We start from the raw sequence: 17,639 nt of genomic DNA on the forward strand, positions 1-17,639 counted from the left end.
CCATAAAGTTTTTAGCAGAATGCCCGCCCGGGCAAAAGTGCGCAGCACTCCAATCAGGGGCAGGTCGCCCACAAATGGCTTTCCTAAACTGTAACTTTTATTTTAAGGACTTTTACCGGCTTTGTCAATTAAGATTTTCATTCAGCGAGCTGTTAAGATTTTAAAAATGCAGCCGATATTTAAGATGCAGAGCAATATGTTTGATTTCGCTTTATTATCTTTTTACTTGATTCCTAACTCAAATATATTTCTTTTGTGTTCTGTTCGGCGCGGTGTTTCGCTCCGAGTCAACCTGTTTGTTTAAGAAAGGAATCATGTCATGCGTCAAACCTTTGATCCCCCTGATTCATACACCGAAAAAGTGCCTCCCTTTTCTTCTTTCACTTTTTTGTCGATGCGGGAATCCGATCAGGACATTCCTGTTTCCGAAAAGAAAAAGTTTACTTTTCTGATTTTTGATTTTGAATTTTGCCTGCCGTTCGACATTTCTTTTTCTGCCTCCATGCTGGCTAATATTCCCGTTTCGGTTAATTCCATTGATTATATTCCTTTTCATTTTACCTGCAACAAAGCGCCCGACGGAGTCCGCTCCTATCAAAGAAAGTTTTTCGGCGCATTATGGTACAAGGTACCCCGCAGCTGGGAAGATATTCATGTGGCCGTTCCGCTGGCACAGGCATGATAACTTAAAAAAATAAAAAAGCCTATATGAACGCTGATGCGGAGAGAACTGTAACCAAATCCGTAAGGATTTTCTCGCACTCACGCCAAATCTATGTTATAATGCTGCGCAATAAAAGCGTGAGTGCAGGATGTGAGCCAAAAATACAGGCACGCTTGCGGGCATAAGCATTTTTGGCGAACAGCCTATATGAGTGCTGATGCGGAGAGAAAATCCGCAGGATTTTCTCGCACTCACGCTTGATTTATGATATAATAAATCCAATCAGCAACTAAATAAATGTACCGGAAGGAGGACTTTCTATGTATCAGGCAAATGAAAAGCGTTATGAACAAATGCCTTATCATCGCTGCGGCAACAGCGGCTTAAAGCTGTCGGCACTGGCGCTCGGCCTATGGCAGAACTTCGGCCATGAAAGCAATATTGCTCAAATGGAGCAAATCTGCCGGACTGCTTTTGACCACGGCATCACTTATTTTGATTTAGCCAATAATTACGGTTATCCCTATAACGGCACGGCCGAGCTGAACTTCGGCACCATTTTGAAAAAAGGCCTGGGACAGTACCGGAACGAGCTTTGTATTGCTACCAAAGCCGGATATGATATGTGGCCCGGCCCTTACGGTACCAAAAACGGCTGCCGCAAATATCTGATTACTTCTTTAGAGGACAGCTTAAAACGAATGGACCTTGACTATGTTGATATCTTCTATCATCATGTTTACGATCCGGAAACGCCGCTGGAAGAAACCGCGCTGGCACTGGATCAGGTCGTCCGTCAGGGCAAAGCCCTTTATGTTGGAATTTCCAATTACAATCAGGAGCAAACCAAAAAAATCTCCAAGATTTTCAAAGAACTGAAAACACCATTTATTCTTAATCAGCCTTCTTACTCCATCTTAAACCGTTGGATTGAGGACGATGGTTTGAAAAACTTTGCCGCGCAAAACGGTATCGGTTTGGCCGTTTATTCGCCGCTGTCACAGGGGCTTCTGACCAGCCGCTACTTAGACGGTGTACCGGAGGATTCGCGCTACCACAAAGCCAACACCGGGCTTAAACAAAAACTGACCCAAGAAATGAAAGTGCGCTTGATCGAGCTGAACTTCTTAGCCCAAAAGCGGGGACAAACTCTGTCGCAGATGGCAATTGCTTGGCTGTTGCAGGATAAGGCCATTACTTCCGTCATTATCGGTGCCAGCCGGCCAGAGCAGGTGGAGGAAAATGTAAAAGCCTTAGAAAACTTACAGTTCAGCGCTCAGGAATTAAAAGAAATCTATATTTTGGCTACCCAGAAGATTTAACATATTTGAGCAACCAAAGCGATAACAATTCATTTTACTTTCCCTGCCGTCTTTTATAGGCTGCCGCCGGACAAAAGGCAAAGCCCTTGGCAGAGAAAGCCATAATAAAGAAAAAGCTGCTGACAGTGATGGCATCGTCACTGCCGGCAGCTCTGTTTTTTATTTGGGATGCAAGACAAGTATTTGCCACTTTTTCTTTGCCTGTTTCCCCTCAATCTATTCTAATTCTATTCACTCAACTTTCCCCTGATCGAAATGCTGCGCACTTCTGCCCGGGTGGATGGCCTCTCTAAAAAAGACTGTTTTATCAAATATGGGAAAATCGAGTTATTCAAACTCCATTTTGTTGATGGCCATTTTCATCATCCTGTCGCCTATTCGCGCCAGAAAACGATGAGAGCAGCGAATATTAGGGCTTTTCATGTCATAATATCCTAACATATAGCCTTTTGAAGTCACTTTTATTTTTTCTGACCAGCTTAGTTCTCTTATCGGATTGTTGACATAAAAGAATCCCTCGACATCACGAATCCCCATATTCTTCAGCGCTTTTGACATCATCAGCTTCAAACCGAGCTTACCTACACTATCAAACACCAAGCAGCCGCCTTTATATCTTTGGGCAAGCTCTAATACCAATGCCTTTACTTCCGCCATCTTAAAATAATGAAATACTCCCGCCGCAAAGAAAATGGCACCCTCCGTGCTATCAATCTGATCCATCCACGAATAATCTTTCAAGTCGCAGGCAATACTCTTTTCTCTCTCCTGGTCAGCAATCAGCGCTTTACGAACTGCTATCACATCGGGAAAATCCACATTTACGATATGGCAAAGCCCATTATCGCAAGCCTTTCCCGTTTCATCTAAACCGCAGCCAAGATTTACAATCGTTGCTTTTGGATGCTTTTTCAGATACTCTTTAATCTCCCAGATAATATCCAGCTGCCTCATTGCCGCTTCAAGCGAACCGAATTCATACAAGAATGAATGATTCTTTTTTTCTAATTCTGTAAAATCATAATCTAATCTGGCACATAATTTTTCGGCAAAACTATCGGTATAGAGTTCAGGAAACTTTTCAGAACACATTTTTCTTCCATATAGCGGAACCATCAGCGTTTCTTGAACCGTATTTTTTTCTATCCTAACTTTTTCCATCGTCATCGCACCCCCTATATTTTCCGCAATTTTCCTATCCTTCCCGCCCGCCGCCGAAAGTCATAGCCTTTCCGACAGCAGTTTTTTACATTCCTGTACTGCAAACCATGTTCCGTGCGTTTCCTTTCCACTGGCGCACCAATCTTAAGTTTTATTTCCCGGCCAGCAGCCACTTCCACATCGGAACAACGTGAATCGGGATTCCATTCTGCTCCATCTCTGCTTCCTCACTATTGGTAAGCAGCAGGCATTCAGCGTCTGGAATAAAATTCTATAGTTTATCACTGTCTGTTTGCCGATCGATAACCCTGCACTTTTATATATCATTTTCGTCTTTTAGACAAGACATTTATTGATTTTTTTGTCTTATACTCAAGACAAAATTAATATTTTTTTGTTCTATAGGCAAGACAGCCTTATTTTTTTTCTCTATTTGTTTGCTTTACTATTCTAAACCAAGGCTCATAATTCGTCAACTTTAACGAATTATGAGCCCCTTGCCTGAATGGAAATCTTTTCTCTTTAGCGCTTTCCGATTCGGTCTTTTACTTTTTTTCACTTACATACCGCTGAATAGCATCGCACACATACTGCGCCGTTCCTGCGCCAAATTGATCTATGTTTTTCTTAAACTCTGGATCTTGGGCGTAACCATAACCAATGCTGGAAAATACTTTATTAGAACAGTCAAAACAATATTTGCACAGATGTTCCTGTAAGTTCTTGGCTAATTCTACATTTTCTTTGGCCACAGCTTTTAATCCGTTGCCCATATTTTCCGAAAAAGCAAAGAAAATTTGATTAAACCCATCTGTAATTTCCTGCTCTTTTCCTTTTTGCCTTTCCAGCGCTTTCTCCACAACTTCCTTGCCGTACTTATCCATTGCGGCTTGCTTATATCTCTGATTGTCCTGATAGGTAAAGCCGTTAAACTTTTCTTTGGTCGACATAGTAGTTCTCCTTTCCTCCGACTCAATTGTTTTTTCTAAAGTGGCTATCAGGATTAGAAGTCTTTGCTTTTCCGTTTGCATTAAGGTCAGCTGCTTTCTTAAATGAGGCAGCAGCTCATCATCCCCTGTTTTCAGCAATTCTTTTATCCGCTTCAAAGAAAACCCCAAATATTTATAGAATAATATCGTCTGCAAAATTGACATATCCTCTTCTGAATAATATCTGTATCCATTTTTCTGTTTGCGGGGGGATAATAATCCAATCTCATCATAATGATGTAAAGTGCGCACCGATACACCACTGATTTCACTGACCTTTTTAATCAAATACATCGAATCACCTCCTGACAATTTTAGTATAAACTATTCCGTTATGTTATAGTCAAGCCCTTTTAGGGAATTTTTTTTGAAAAAATTTCAAAATTTCCCCTACAAAAAGCCGGCAGGAACACCCCACCGGCTAAAAACTTATTTTTTATCAACGATCCGACCTAAGCAAAAATCATTTCTTGCACCGCCAAAGCGTCAATCCTCAAAAACCGCGCACTAATCCGGGATATACGGAACCGTGCTTTTGCCTTTAAAACTGGCTGTACTTAAACACAATCGTTGCCAGCGGCGAAACCTTCAGGCCAATCGAGTACTCCTTGCCGTCATACGGAATCATTTCGCTGTGAATCGGCTTTTCATTGCAGATACCGCTGCCGCCGTATTTGACATCATCGCTGTTTAAAATTTCGGTGTATACGCCTTCATACGGCACACCGATCCGGTGCAAAGTCTTAGGCACCGGCGTAAAATTACTAACCACCACGATACAGTCATTCGGATTATCGGCCTTGCGGACAAAGGAAACGATGCTTTCTTCCGAGTCCTGACAATTAATCCATTCAAAGCCCAGATAATTATAATCCATTTGCCACAGCGCCGGTTCTTTCCGGTACAATACGTTCAAATCCCGAACATACTCCTTCAACTGCCGGTGCTTATCGTATTCCAGCAGATTCCAATCCAAACTCTTATTCTCGCTCCATTCATCAAACTGTCCAAACTCACCGCCCATAAACAGCAGCTTTTTGCCGGGATGACCGTACATAAAGCCGTAAGCACAGCGGAGATTGGCAAACTTTTGCCAGTAATCGCCCGGCATTTTACCAATCATGGAACCCTTGCCATGCACTACCTCATCATGGCTCAGCACCAAAATAAAGTTTTCCGTATAAGCATAAATCATGCTGAAAGTCAAATCGTGATGATGGTATTTGCGATGAATCGGCTCTTTTTCAATATAGCGCAGGAAATCATTCATCCAGCCCATATTCCATTTAAAGCCGAAGCCCAAACCGCCCATATCCGTCGGCCGGGACACACCGTGCCAGGAGGTTGATTCCTCGGCGATCATCATAACCTGCGGGTTCCTTTGATAAATAATTGAGTTTAAATGCTTAAAAAACTCGATTGCATCCAGATTTTCCTTGCCGCCGTGCGGATTGGGAATCCACTCGCCGCTTTCCTTGCCGTAATCCAAATACAGCATCGAAGCGACCGCGTCGACCCGCAGGCCGTCAACATGATATTTCTCGACCCAGTACAGGGCATTGGCAATCAGGAAGTTTTTCACCTCATTGCGGCCATAGTTATATATCAAAGTGCCCCAGTGCGGATGCTCGCCCTGCCGGCGGTCGGCATGCTCATACAGCGCCGTTCCGTCAAAGCGGATCAAGCCATGCGCGTCTTTCGGGAAATGCGCCGGCACCCAGTCCAAAATGACGCCAATCCCATGCTGGTGCAGATAATCGACAAAATACATGAAATCCTCCGGCGTGCCAAACCGCGACGTCGGCGCGTAATAGCCCGTCACCTGATAGCCCCAGGAAGCGTCCAGCGGATGCTCGGTGATCGGCATCAACTCGACATGCGTATAATTCATGTCCTTGACATATTCGGTTAATTCCTCGGCGATCTGCCGGTAATTTAAAAAGCCGTTTTCGCCACTTCGCCGCCATGAGCCCAAATGCAGCTCATAAATCGCCAGCGGCGCATTTAAGGCATCTTTCTTTTCCTTGGCCTTGCGCCATTCCTCGTCCTGCCACTGATAGCGATTGATATCAAAGGTGATGGACGCTGTTTCCGGCCGTTTTTCGGCATAAACGCCATAGGGGTCATATTTTTCAAAAACATAGCCCTCGTGCGTCCGAATTTCATACTTATAATGCTCATTTTCTCCCAAACGCGGAATAAAGAGCTCAAAAATACCACACTCGGGGAGCCGCCGCATCGGGAAAATCCGGCCGTCCCAGCCGCAGAAATTGCCGACTACCGACACCCGAACGGCATTGGGCGCCCAAACGGCGAACAGTACGCCCTTCACCCCGTTTACTTCCATAATATGCGCGCCCAGCTTTTCATAAATCTGATAATGATTGCCCTGCGCAAACAGATATTTATCCAAATCACTAATCACCGGCGCAAAGCTGTACGGGTCTTCTCTGACCCAGGCATTATCCTGATAATCGGTATAATGCAGTTCATAATCGATTTTCTCCGACAACTCGACAGTAAAAAAGCCGTTCTCTCTTACTTTTTCCAGTGGAAACGTCTGTCCGGTCTTTTTGTCCACTGCCGAAATTGTTTTGGCAAAAGGCTGATAGGCGTTAATATAATATTTTCCCTCCCACGGATGAATACCTAAAATATGATGAGGATCGGCATGTCTGGCTCCAGTCAGCTCATTCATTTCTTCAATATTAATATACTCTTTCATAAATACATCCTCCCTAATTCCTTTCACAGCCATATAGAAACCATAGCCTTTGCCTGAATGCAGAGCAAACCAAACCCGCCATTCGGCCACCGGAAAATCCCGCATACCGTTTTCCTTTGAAACCCGAATATCCGAATGCGGAAAGCATTTTTCTCAAAACCCCAAAACAGTTTTGACGAACCGGTCTGTTTTAACAAAAATATCATTAAAATATGGCTTTTTCTCTGCAATACTTACAAGAATCATTATAACATAAATTTTTTATTTTTACTACTGTCTCTGAAAAATATTTAAACTGCGAAAGGCACATCATGCTGCACTTATGCAGACAAGCTGCTCATTCCCCGTTATCCGGCTGTTTAAATGATTTTATGCAGCAATGCTTCCTGTAAGGTCTGGGAAAAATTAATTCCCTGCTTCTCAGCCCGTTCATTCAGCCACTGGGGCAGGGTAAGTGTTTTTTTCACAGAGCGGTCTTTTTTCTTCGGGTTTACATTGGCACTTACCAGCGTAACAAAAGAATTATCATTCTCCTTTCCTCTGATGATTTTAATCCATTCCTGTCAATTATTTTTCGTGCTAAAACAGGATTCATTTCCTTGTTATGTATGGCAATCGTTTCTCTTTTTCCGTCTTTATAAAAATGATGATGACCACCCTTTATTCTTCTTAATTCCCAGCCATTTTTCAGGAATAAATCTAACAGTTCTTATCTTTCATATCCCATCCTTTTTATTTCATTCTAATATGTGCACACGTATCGGTCAAGCGTTTCTTTGCTTCATTTTAGGTAAATGGTAAGTAATTCAAATGAGCCTATCTTTTGAAAGAAAGCAAAAAGAGCCTGCAATTTCTGCAAACTCTTTTATACTGATAAAAACTAAGCATGACAATATATCAAATGTAAGCGTCGTTCTCACCGCATTACCGCTTCTTAAAATTCCAAGTTCCCTTTCACATCCTTCAGCAATTCAACATAGGCTTCGCGGCCGCCCTCGCCAAACTCAATTTCTGTAAAATCTTCTTTTTTCAAATCTTTAACCGCATATTTTCCCTGATAACAGCCGGTAATCGAAAATGCGCTTTCATAAATGCCCTCACCATTTTCTTTTAGGAATAAATAATATTTTTCCCCCACTGTCATCGGCCGATAACCCTCGGTTGTAATATAATATTCCTGTCCCTGCTTATTTTTTGTTAAAAAATAATCTTCCCACACATAAATTTTATCACCTACTGCCACTTCCTTTTCATTTTTCAGAATTTTCATTACCTTAACCATTGTTTTGGTCACGCCATAACTGGTAGTCCCATCTGACACGGCAACCGGCGTATCTTCTTTTTCATCTAAAACCAAAACCTCAGCCAATACCTGCGTTTCTCTCAATAAATCTTGATAACTGCCCGCCAAAATTTTCAGTTCCGCCTGCCCCTCAGCAAACCAGCGGGTATTCTCTTGCTTTGACCCCGCTGACTGACAGGCCGTCAGAACAACAACCGCAACCCCTAAAGCAAATAAATTTTTCTTTTTCATATCTGCTCCTCACTTCCTAATCAGCAATTCTTGTTTTCAATTTTATTTTATTACTGTTTTTATAAATAATCTATTCGCAATATAACTATATATTCTTCTATTTTTTTTTATTTTCTTATTTTTAAATAAAAGTGTTATTATTTCGTTTCATAATCGAAAATAAATATTTTTTTATTTTTGGCTATTTTTCTAAACAAAATAAAGCAAACATAATCTAAAAATATATGAATTGTTTTAATAAAAATGATTCTCTTTCAATAAATATTGGCTGTCTACTCTATTTTAAATTTAACACCCCGGCGTTAAACAAACAAAAATACTAATTTATTGACTCTATTATCCTTATCCAATTTTTTCGCCATCACAAAAAAGCTTACCAGTTTTAATCCCGATAAGCTTTTTTCGTAGCGATGAGAGGACTTGAACCTCCGACACTGCGGGTATGAACCGCATGCTCTAGCCAGCTGAGCTACATCGCCGTATTAAATTGATTCCGGTTCAGACAAACCGATATTTAAGCTTGATTCCAAACCTTTTTTCTAAAAAATACCCGCGCCGCAAGACAACGAATATTTTGAATGGGCGCTACAGGGCTCGAACCTGTGACCCCCTGCTTGTAAGGCAGGTGCTCTCCCAGCTGAGCTAAGCGCCCATACGACCCAAAGGGGACTCGAACCCCTGACCTCCGCCGTGACAGGGCGGCGTTCTAACCGACTGAACCATTGGGCCAAAAAGTCACTAACAGGGGTAGTAGGACTCGAACCCACGACATCCGGTTTTGGAGACCGACGTTCTACCAACTGAACTATACCCCTAAAACGTTCAATGTGTTTAAAACGATAATACCGGATTGCTCCTGCAATCCTGACAAAATCACTCGTAATTCGCTCGTTTTTACCAAAACGACTTCTTACTCATGCTTTTATCTCTTGACACTTGTTATTATCAAATAAGAAAAACTGATGCTCAGACTTCAAATGTCAGGCGCTTTGCATTCATATACAATCTTGATTCCCAGGAAAGTCCGCTCGGACTTTCTTAGTTCAAGGCCTCGACCGATTAGTACTCCTCAGCTGAGTGCATTACTGCACTTACACCCAGAGCCTATCAACCTGGTCGTCTTCCAGGGGTCTTACTTCTTTCGAATGGGATATCTTATCTTGAGGGGGGCTTCACGCTTAGATGCCTTCAGCGTTTATCCCTTCCCAACTTGGCTACTCTGCTATGCTCTTGGTAAAACAACAGATTCACCAGAGGTCAGTCCATCCCGGTCCTCTCGTACTAAGGACAGCTCCTCTCAAATATCCTGCGCCCACGACGGATAGGGACCGAACTGTCTCACGACGTTCTGAACCCAGCTCGCGTACCGCTTTAATGGGCGAACAGCCCAACCCTTGGGACCGAATTCAGCCCCAGGATGCGATGAGCCGACATCGAGGTGCCAAACCACTCCGTCGATGTGAACTCTTGGGAGTGATTAGCCTGTTATCCCCAGGGTAGCTTTTATCCGTTGAGCGATGGCAATCCCACTTTCTTACCACCGGATCACTAAGTCCTACTTTCGTACCTGCTCCACTTGTTGGTGTCACAGTCAAGCCATCTTCTGCCTTTACACTCTGCGAATGATTCCTAACCATTCTGAGATGACCTTTGAGCGCCTCCGATACCCTTTCGGAGGCGACCGCCCCAGTCAAACTCCCCACCTGACACTGTCCCTGTACCGGTTTACGGCACGAGGTTAGAAACCTAATACTACAAGGGAGGTATCCCAACAGCGACTCCACCAACCCTGACGGGCTAGTTTCTCAGTCTCCCTCCTATCCTGTACATGCAGTATCAAGTCCCAATATCAAGCTAGAGTAAAGCTCCATGGGGTCTTTCCGTCCTGTCGCGGGTAACTGGCATCTTTACCAGTACTTCAACTTCACCGGGCGCGTTGTTGAGACAGTGCCCAAATCGTTACGCCTTTCGTGCGGGTCGGAACTTACCCGACAAGGAATTTCGCTACCTTAGGACCGTTATAGTTACGGCCGCCGTTTACTGGGGCTTAAGTTCCTAGCTTCGACTCGCGTCTAACCATTCCCCTTAACCTTCCAGCACCGGGCAGGCGTCAGCCCCTATACTTCACCTTTCGGTTTCGCAGAGACCTGTGTTTTTGCTAAACAGTCGCTTGGGCCTTTTTTCTGTGGCCGGTTTCTCTCCGGCACCCCTTTTCCCGAAGTTACGGGGTCATTTTGCCGAGTTCCTTAACAACGCTTCTCCCGTCGGCCTTAGGATTCTCTCCTCATCCACCTGTGTCGGTTTGCGGTACGGGCTTGTAACAATCTATAGTGGCTTTTCTTGGCAGTTTAGATTCAGAAGCTTCGCTACTTCCCTTCGCTCCTTATCACGCTTCAGCTTTCTCGCGGTATCTCCCCCGCTCCGCCTTTGCGCTTATACCGGTCTTTCCTTTCCCGGCTCTTCTTATCTTCCTGCGTCCCCACAGTTCTGTTCCTACAAGGTACTGGAATTATCACCAGTTCTCCATCGACTACGGCTTTCGCCCTCGCCTTAGGCCCCGACTTACCCAGAGCAGATCAGCTTTACTCTGGAAACCTTGGATATTCGGCCTGAAAGATTCTCACTTCCATCTCGCTACTCATTCCGGCATTCTCTCTTGTGCATCCTCCACGGTGCCTTCCGATCCCGCTTCTTCATCTGCACAATGCTCCTCTACCGATGTATTTCTACATCCCACAGCTTCGGTGTCATGTTTTAGCCCCGGACATTTTCGGCGCAAAATCTCTCGACTAGTGAGCTATTACGCACTCTTTGAATGTATGGCTGCTTCTAAGCCAACATCCTAGTTGTCTTTGAAATCTCACATCCTTTTCCACTTAACATGTACTTTGGGACCTTAGCTGGTGGTCTGGGCTCTTTCCCTTTCGACAATCGAACTTATCTCCGACTGTCTGACTCCTGTACATCCTTCCTATGGCATTCGTAGTTTGATATCTTTTGGTAAGCGGTGAGGCCCCCTCCAGAAGTCAGTGCTCTACCTCCATGGAAGTAATACAAGGCTAGCCCTAAAGCTATTTCGAGGAGAACCAGCTATCTCCGGGTTCGATTGAAATTTCTCCGCTATCCACAAGTCATCCCCGCCTTTTTCAACAGACGTGGGTCCGGTCCTCCATTCCCTGTTACGGAAACTTCAACCTGCTCATGGATAGGTCACCCGGTTTCGGGTCTACTGCATCAGACTCTTTCGCCCTATTAAGACTTGGTTTCCCTTCGGCTCCGTGCCTTTCGCACTTAACCTCGCCTGATACACGTAACTCGCCGGACCGTTCTACAAAAAGTACGACGTCGCTCGCGCTTCGTCTGCTTGTAAACATAGGGTTTCAGGTTCTTTTTCACTCCCCTCCCGGGGTTCTTTTCACCTTTCCTTCACAGTACTGCTTCTCTATCGGTCACTAGGTAGTATTTAGGCTTACGGGGTGGTCCCCGCTCGTTCACGCAAGGTTTCTCGTGTCTTACGCTACTCTGGATCCTGCCGGCTATCTTTCGCTTTCCCCTACAAGACTTTCACTTTCTTTGGTAGGCTTTCCCAAAACCTTTCGGGTAGCTATCTTTCGCTTCCTGCAGTCCGAACCCCATCAGGCTTTCGCCCCATGGTTTGGCCTCTTTCCCTTTCGCTCGCCACTACTCAGGAAATCGATGTTTCTTTCTCTTCCTCCGGGTACTTAGATGTTTCAGTTCCCCGGGTTCCCTTACTGACGCTATTTGATTTACGTCAGCATGACATGTCTTCCACATGCCGGGTTTCCCCATTCGGTAATCCGTGGATCTCGGGATATTTGCTCCTCCCCACAGCTTTTCGCAGCTTATCACGACCTTCTTCGGCTCCTAGTGCCAAGGCATTCCCCCTATGCTCTTACTTCCTTGAACTTTGTCCTTTCGTTTCACTGATTAAGTAAAACGTTGTAGCTTGACTTTCCTGAGAATCAACATTGTATATGTTGTTCTTTCAAGTTTAATTTAGTAAAATTTGAAGTTGCTTTTCTTTATTGCCTTCCAAAATCCAGCTGCTATCGCAGCTGCCACGCTTCGTGTTCATTGATTTTGTCAGTATTGCATCGGTAAATGCAAATGTCTGCTTCGCAGTCGCTTTCATTTCCCTTGCATGCAATAAATTAAAGTTTTTTACCCTGACATTTTCTTAGATTGGAAACTTCAAAGTTCTTCTTCTCCGTTTCCAGGATAACAAAAACATTTTCATGTTTTTCTCTCTTGTCTAATCATCAGTTTATTTTTCTTATTTAATTGTTAAGTTTACAGATTTCTCTGTCCGCGCGTTCACGCTTAAAACTTCCAACTTCAAGAAGAAACCAAGCAACACCCTCGATAATTGCTTCGGTCTTTGCGACTATTTTGGTTCCCCAAGGCCATCGCTTCGCCTATTCTTTCAGGTTCATGAGTACCCTCACTCCCCCTACTCTTCCTTAGAAAGGAGGTGATCCAGCCGCACCTTCCGATACGGCTACCTTGTTACGACTTCACCCCAGTCATCGGTCTTGCCTTAGACAGCTTCCTCCTTGCGGTTGGACCACTGCTTTTGGGCACTCCCAACTCCCATGGTGTGACGGGCGGTGTGTACAAGGCCCGGGAACGTATTCACCGCAGCATGCTGATCTGCGATTACTAGCGATTCCAACTTCATGTAGTCGAGTTGCAGACTACAATCCGAACTGGGACGGACTTTCTCGGATTCGCTCCAGGTCTCCCCTTCGCTTCCCTTTGTATCCGCCATTGTAGCACGTGTGTAGCCCAGATCATAAGGGGCATGATGATTTGACGTCATCCCCGCCTTCCTCCGTGTTCTCCACGGCAGTCTGTTCAGAGTGCCCGGCCTAACCCGCTGGCTACTAAACATAAGGGTTGCGCTCGTTACAGGACTTAACCTAACATCTCACGACACGAGCTGACGACAACCATGCACCACCTGTCATTCCTGTCCCGAAGGACATATCCATTTTATAGAATACTTCAGGAAGATGTCAAGATCTGGTAAGGTTCTTCGCGTTGCTTCGAATTAAACCACATGCTCCACCGCTTGTGCGGGCCCCCGTCAATTCCTTTGAGTTTCAGCCTTGCGGCCGTACTCCCCAGGTGGAGTGCTTATTGCGTTAACTTCGGCACCGACCCTCTATAGGCCAGCACCTAGCACTCATCGTTTACAGCGTGGACTACCAGGGTATCTAATCCTGTTTGCTCCCCACGCTTTCGTGCCTCAGCGTCAGTTTCAGTCCAGAAAGCCGCCTTCGCCACCGGTGTTCCTCCTAATATCTACGCATTTCACCGCTACACTAGGAATTCCGCTTTCCTCTCCTGTACTCTAGTAACATAGTTTCCAATGCACCCCTGGAGTTGAGCCCCAGTCTTTCACATCAGACTTACCTTACCGCCTACGCACCCTTTACACCCAGTCATTCCGGATAACGCTTGCCCCCTATGTATTACCGCGGCTGCTGGCACATAGTTAGCCGGGGCTTCTTAGTCAGGTACCGTCATTTTCTTCCCTGCTGATAGAAGTTTACAATCCGAAAACCTTCTTCCTTCACGCGGCATTGCTGCATCAGAGTTCCCTCCATTGTGCAATATCCCCCACTGCTGCCTCCCGTAGGAGTTTGGGCCGTGTCTCAGTCCCAATGTGGCCGATCACCCTCTCAGGTCGGCTACTGATCGTCGCCTTGGTGAGCCTTTACCTCACCAACTAGCTAATCAGACGCGGGCCCGTCTTACACCACCGGAGTTTTTCACACCGTACCATGCGGTACTGTGCGCTTATGCGGTATTAGCACAAATTTCTCTGTGTTATCCCCCTGTGTAAGGTTGGTTGCCCACGCGTTACTCACCCGTTCGCTACTTTCTGTTCCTTCCCTTGTCCGAAGACTTGTTCCAGAACTTCTCGTTCAACTTGCATGTGTTAGGCATGCCGCCAGCGTTCATCCTGAGCCAGGATCAAACTCTTAAAAATAATTTTCTCCTTCGCTCTTATCTGCCTGCTTCTTTATTAAAAAGCTGCTGGCTTGACTGTTACTCATCGCCTCGCTTGCGCTCGGCGTTTGAATTAACTTGGTATTACTTGGTTTTTCTTCTTTTGAAATTGTTAAGTTTTAGGCTTTTCAAAAGCCCTGCGGCGTTTGCCGCTTCATTGCTTCCTTGCGGAGCAACGAAAGTTATTATAGCAAAGATATCATGGTCTGTCAACACCTTTTTCAAAGTTTTTTCAAAAAGTTGTAATCAGTTCTCATAATTCATTGAAACCCTAATGAATCAAGGGTATGGCCGATAAGTAAATAGATATTTATACTTCTTTTGCCGCTAAAGTCTCCCTTTTCTGCCATGTTTTGAAGGCTGAACCAGTGTATTGTTACTTCTTTCTGCTTGCCGGATATTGCAAAATCCGCTCCAATTCCCAATTACTTGTTTTGTCACTGATGGAAAAGCGTTTTAATTTGCGCAGGCTTTCAGGCGAGCCTTTTTTAATGATATTCATACCCCGCTCTACGATTAAGGTTACTTTGATGCCATCTTCCGTCAACAGCCGCTCCGTCAAATCATCATGCTGTCCCAGCGGATAGGAATAAGCCAGCCATTCCTCGCCGAAGTCTTCCGTAATCTGCTTTCTCGACTGCTGGGTATCTTGATGAAAATGCTGAATATATTCGGTTTCCGTGTCGAAGTCTTTCATTACGGCAGATGTTCTGATTTTCTGATTGTTCAGATATTCTTCATATGCCGCAACCTGGTGCATATCCATACTATGACTTTGAATTGAAATCAGTCCGGAAGCAATCATTTCCTTTGCCTGCTCCAAAGTAATATAGGGCGGCACTATCGCACCGGTATTCTTATAACTCTTTGCCCCCAGCGCATGCCCAATCATAAATATGGTCGCCTTGAGGTCATATTCTTTCAGCACTTCATAAGCAATGGTGTAATTGCTTTCATAGCCGTCGTCTATTGTAATCAGGACCGGTTTTTCCGGCAGAGCCGCTCCCTTTTCTACAAAATCCACCAATTCCCGAAAGGAAATGGTATGATAGCCATTGTCCTTCAAACATTTCATTTGCCTTTTAAAGTTCTCTCTCCCGACTACCAACGGGCTGTCATTTTTCTTCTCTTCCGAAAAGTGATGGTAAATTAAAACCGGCAATTTAATTTCATCCGCTTCCAGTTTTGTATCCGGAATGAGATAAGATAAAATAATTCTATAATGATATCTTCCAAAAATGAGTGCTCCCACCGCTAAAATAAAGGCAAGAGCAATCATAACATATTTCTTTTTCATACTTTCTTCCTTATTAAATACACTCCTGATAAAAAAACTCCATGCTTAAATACCATCTTGCAATTCCTTTCATTTCCGCATCGCCGGCATGACATGGCCGGCCGCCGCTTTCTGAAGATCGGGAAAGTCTGCTCGATCCTTTGGAGATTCTTCTCATCAATCAAACCGCTTTTAAAACATATCCTTCCTATATAAATACCACGCCACCGCGCCGGTCACGCCGACAGTAACCGCCCCGACTATCCAAAAACCGACAGCATTTTCCTGAAACGGCACCGGCACATTCATCCCCCACAGCCCCGACATAATCGTCGGCACCGAAAAAACAATGGTAATCGCCGCCAGCCATTTCATGACGATATTTAAGTTATTGGAAATAACCGAAGAAAAGGCGCCAATCGTTCCCTCTAAAATATTGTTGTAGAGATTGGCCATTTCCATCGCCTGCCGGTTTTCAATAATTACGTCCTCCAGCAGTTCTTCATCCTCAGGATAGGTTTTCAGCGGCTTTTGCCGGAGCAGCTTTTCCAGCACCAACTCATTGCTTTTTAAAGAAGTGGAAAAATACACTAGCGATTTGCTGATACCCAGCAGTTGAACCAGCTCGCTGTTGCGATAGCTCCGGTGCAGCTCTTTCTCGACCTGCGTAGTAATCCGGTCAATCTGGCGGAGATAGCGCAAATACAGAGCCGATGTCCGATAAAGGATTTGATACAAAAAACGGGTTCTTTTATTGGTAGTAAAATCCTTAATCCGCCCGGAAATAAAATCCTGCACGATTAGATTTTCCCGCAGGCAAACCGTGACAATATGATCCGGGCTGATAATAATACCCATCGGCAGCGTTGAGTGGGTGCCCCGGTATTTTTCATTCCGGTCAAAGTTTTCATAGGGAATATCAATCACCAAAAGTGCCGTCCCGTTCTCCGCATCCAGCCGCACACTTTCTTCCTCATCCAGCGCCGCCCGCAGATAGTCATCGGGAATCATCAGCTTTTCTTCCAGTTCCGCAATTTCCTCCCGTGTCGGGGCAACAACATTGACCCAAACATTTTTTTCCAAAGTATTTAATTGTTTTAAGCTGCGGCTGGCGCCCTCGCCATGAGTTCGATAGACCTGATACATGTTTACGCTCCTTTTTCCTTATTCCTTGCGCCGATAGGTAATCCATTCATAGGCATAGCCGTTTTCTTCCTGCCGCGGGCTGCGGTAGGTTTCCTGCCAGTGGGCATCCTGCTCCATATTTTCAATATGCCGGTCGGCACCAAATCGATGATAAATTTTCGTCAAATAACCGACTTGGCAATACTCCATAAACAGCCGGTAAATCTCGGCGCCGCCGGAGACAAAAACCTGTTCCTCCGGGATTTGCCGCTCCTTTAGCCAGGTCAGCACTTCCCCAGCCGAATGAAGCACGACTGCATTTTCACAAGTATACTCCGGCGAGCGGCTAAGTATCAGCGTTGTCCGCCCCGGCAAAGGCTTTTTCCCTGGCAGGCTTTCCAGCGTCTTGCGCCCCATAATGACCACATTGCCCAGTGTCTTTTCTTTAAAAAATTGTAAATCCTTCGGCAGTCTGGCCAGTAAATCACCGTTTTTAGCGATACCGTAATCCAAATCAGCTGCTACGATAAAGTTCATTGCTCCCTCCGTGACCGTCGGCGTTTGGTTATTAACTCAATATATCTTGTCTATGTCTCCTGTAATCCCGTACTGGTTTTTAAAGTCTTCCAAGTCCTCCCGGCCACGGATCAGCCGCACATCTTCAAAACTGCCGGTATGAATATTTTGAAATCCTGCTACCTGCTCACCCGTACAGATACTGCATTTAATCACCGGCTTCTGATTGGCCTGATCATAAGACTTTTTCTCCTGCTTTTTTCCGAACAGTCCCATTGTTTCCTCCCTGCC

General features: G+C 44.9%; 11 protein-coding genes, 4 tRNA genes and 2 rRNA genes. 2 read left to right on the forward strand and 15 right to left on the reverse strand.

Going from position 1 to position 17,639, the window contains the following annotated elements:
- Positions 1-319: 319 nt before the first annotated feature.
- Positions 320-682 (forward strand): hypothetical protein, encoded by a 363-nt coding sequence (locus tag C3V36_02130; protein AVM68157.1) that lies wholly within the window; start codon positions 320-322, stop codon positions 680-682.
- 302 nt (positions 683-984) lie between these two features.
- Positions 985-1,986 (forward strand): L-glyceraldehyde 3-phosphate reductase, encoded by a 1,002-nt coding sequence (locus C3V36_02135; GenBank protein ID AVM68158.1) that lies wholly within the window; start codon positions 985-987, stop codon positions 1,984-1,986.
- 327 nt (positions 1,987-2,313) lie between these two features.
- Here the strand turns inward: C3V36_02135 and C3V36_02140 are convergent, their stop codons facing one another.
- The 15 genes from C3V36_02140 to C3V36_02210 all read right to left on the reverse strand — a co-directional run bounded on the left by C3V36_02140 (position 2,314) and on the right by C3V36_02210 (position 17,624).
- On the reverse strand, positions 2,314-3,153 hold the full coding sequence (locus C3V36_02140; protein ID AVM68159.1) for a methyltransferase: 840 nt from the start codon (positions 3,151-3,153) through the stop codon (positions 2,314-2,316).
- Positions 3,154-3,692: 539 nt separating this feature from the next.
- The gene (locus tag C3V36_02145) at positions 3,693-4,430 is read right to left on the reverse strand and encodes a MerR family transcriptional regulator (GenBank protein AVM68160.1); all 738 of its coding nucleotides are present in this window, start codon (positions 4,428-4,430) and stop codon (positions 3,693-3,695) included.
- Between the two features lie 247 nt (positions 4,431-4,677).
- Entirely contained in the window at positions 4,678-6,861 is a 2,184-nt protein-coding gene (locus tag C3V36_02150) for a 1,4-alpha-glucan branching enzyme (GenBank protein ID AVM70407.1), read from the reverse strand.
- 502 nt (positions 6,862-7,363) lie between these two features.
- Entirely contained in the window at positions 7,364-7,567 is a 204-nt protein-coding gene (locus tag C3V36_02155; GenBank protein ID AVM68161.1) for a toxin HicA, read from the reverse strand.
- Between the two features lie 228 nt (positions 7,568-7,795).
- Positions 7,796-8,395, reverse strand: coding sequence for a hypothetical protein (locus C3V36_02160; GenBank protein ID AVM68162.1), 600 nt, complete (start codon positions 8,393-8,395; stop codon positions 7,796-7,798).
- 402 nt (positions 8,396-8,797) lie between these two features.
- Positions 8,798-8,874, reverse strand: a tRNA-Met gene (locus tag C3V36_02165).
- Positions 8,875-8,974: 100 nt separating this feature from the next.
- Positions 8,975-9,047: transfer RNA gene (locus C3V36_02170), tRNA-Val, on the reverse strand.
- Positions 9,048-9,050: 3 nt separating this feature from the next.
- Positions 9,051-9,124, reverse strand: a tRNA-Asp gene (locus tag C3V36_02175).
- Between the two features lie 13 nt (positions 9,125-9,137).
- Positions 9,138-9,210: transfer RNA gene (locus C3V36_02180), tRNA-Trp, on the reverse strand.
- 222 nt (positions 9,211-9,432) lie between these two features.
- Positions 9,433-12,323, reverse strand: a 23S ribosomal RNA gene (locus C3V36_02185).
- Between the two features lie 549 nt (positions 12,324-12,872).
- Positions 12,873-14,410, reverse strand: a 16S ribosomal RNA gene (locus C3V36_02190).
- Together the 16S and 23S rRNA genes with 4 tRNA genes alongside form the textbook arrangement of a ribosomal RNA operon.
- A 397-nt stretch (positions 14,411-14,807) precedes the next feature.
- On the reverse strand, positions 14,808-15,728 hold the full coding sequence (locus tag C3V36_02195; GenBank protein AVM68163.1) for a hypothetical protein: 921 nt from the start codon (positions 15,726-15,728) through the stop codon (positions 14,808-14,810).
- A gap of 171 nt (positions 15,729-15,899) precedes the next feature.
- Positions 15,900-16,853 (reverse strand): magnesium transporter, encoded by a 954-nt coding sequence (locus tag C3V36_02200; GenBank protein AVM68164.1) that lies wholly within the window; start codon positions 16,851-16,853, stop codon positions 15,900-15,902.
- A gap of 18 nt (positions 16,854-16,871) precedes the next feature.
- Positions 16,872-17,369: a diacylglycerol kinase gene (locus tag C3V36_02205; protein AVM68165.1), complete on the reverse strand. Its 498-nt coding sequence runs from the start codon at positions 17,367-17,369 to the stop codon at positions 16,872-16,874.
- A 36-nt stretch (positions 17,370-17,405) separates the two neighbouring features.
- Entirely contained in the window at positions 17,406-17,624 is a 219-nt protein-coding gene (locus tag C3V36_02210; GenBank protein AVM68166.1) for an aspartate dehydrogenase, read from the reverse strand.
- Positions 17,625-17,639 lie beyond the last annotated feature (15 nt).

The organism is Lachnospiraceae bacterium oral taxon 500 (genome assembly GCA_002999035.1).
Taxonomy (GTDB): Bacteria; Bacillota; Clostridia; order Lachnospirales; family Vallitaleaceae; genus W11650.